The sequence below is a fragment of the Halorubrum sp. SP9 genome, assembly GCF_005435015.1.
Classification (GTDB): domain Archaea; phylum Halobacteriota; class Halobacteria; order Halobacteriales; family Haloferacaceae; genus Halorubrum; species Halorubrum sodomense.
Genome location: NZ_SGXU01000073.1, coordinates 1,605 through 2,401 on the forward strand (window position 1 = coordinate 1,605; position 797 = coordinate 2,401).

The window sequence follows — 797 nt, forward strand, 5'->3', positions numbered from 1 at the left end:
GTGTTCTCACAATTTACTTTACAGACAAGGAAATTGCTGCGTGGGACTCGCTCACTATGTCTATCATAAATTCCGGGTTCAATATAACGGCAACCCACACCATTACCAGCGAAATGCCACAGCGGATTGGTGTACAACAAGACGCTTCCGCAGATAGTACCCTTCTTCTAACTTGTAGGAAGCCTACTACTCAGCCTGACGACCGAATGCCAACCCTTTGGCGGGACATAAAGGATGAAACCAGACAGGTAGCCCGCGAGAAGGCAAGTTCCTTGCTCGAATCTGAACACAACTTGACTAAGACGGATACAATAATCAGCGCATTCGGCCCCACGTTACGAGTGTTCACGGAGAACTATCCCGTGGTCGATGCTAAGGACGAGCTGGTTCGACCGCGAGAAGCGCTCCGTGAGGCAAGGACAGCAGTCACCGAGGTCCTGATACAACGAGAGCTGGCTGGGTCCCTCGACGATGTAGATTCCCTATCAACGTGGTACATTCTTTCATGGTTGGTCTATGAGCAGCAGTCAATCCCATACGATGAGGCACGACAACTTGGCCTCGGTGTTGGAGTCCAGATTGATGAGGTAAAGAGCGATACCAAAATCTGGAGCAAAAGTAGGGATGACGTGGTCTTATCTGGACATCAGGGCCGTGTACAGAGCTACTCTGAATTGGAAAGCGGGGTTAAAAGACGAGCCAGAAAGTATCCTGTTGACCCGAGAGAGCAGTCATTCGAGAATAGAATCGACGCAGTCCATGCGGCATTAGATGTATTGAGCACCAAAGGGTTGGCA

General features: G+C 50.1%; 1 pseudogene. It reads left to right on the forward strand.

Annotated elements, in window-relative coordinates:
- Positions 1–341 precede the first annotated feature (341 nt).
- A pseudogene (locus EXE45_RS20780) lies at positions 342–797 on the forward strand (hypothetical protein); the annotation flags it as partial.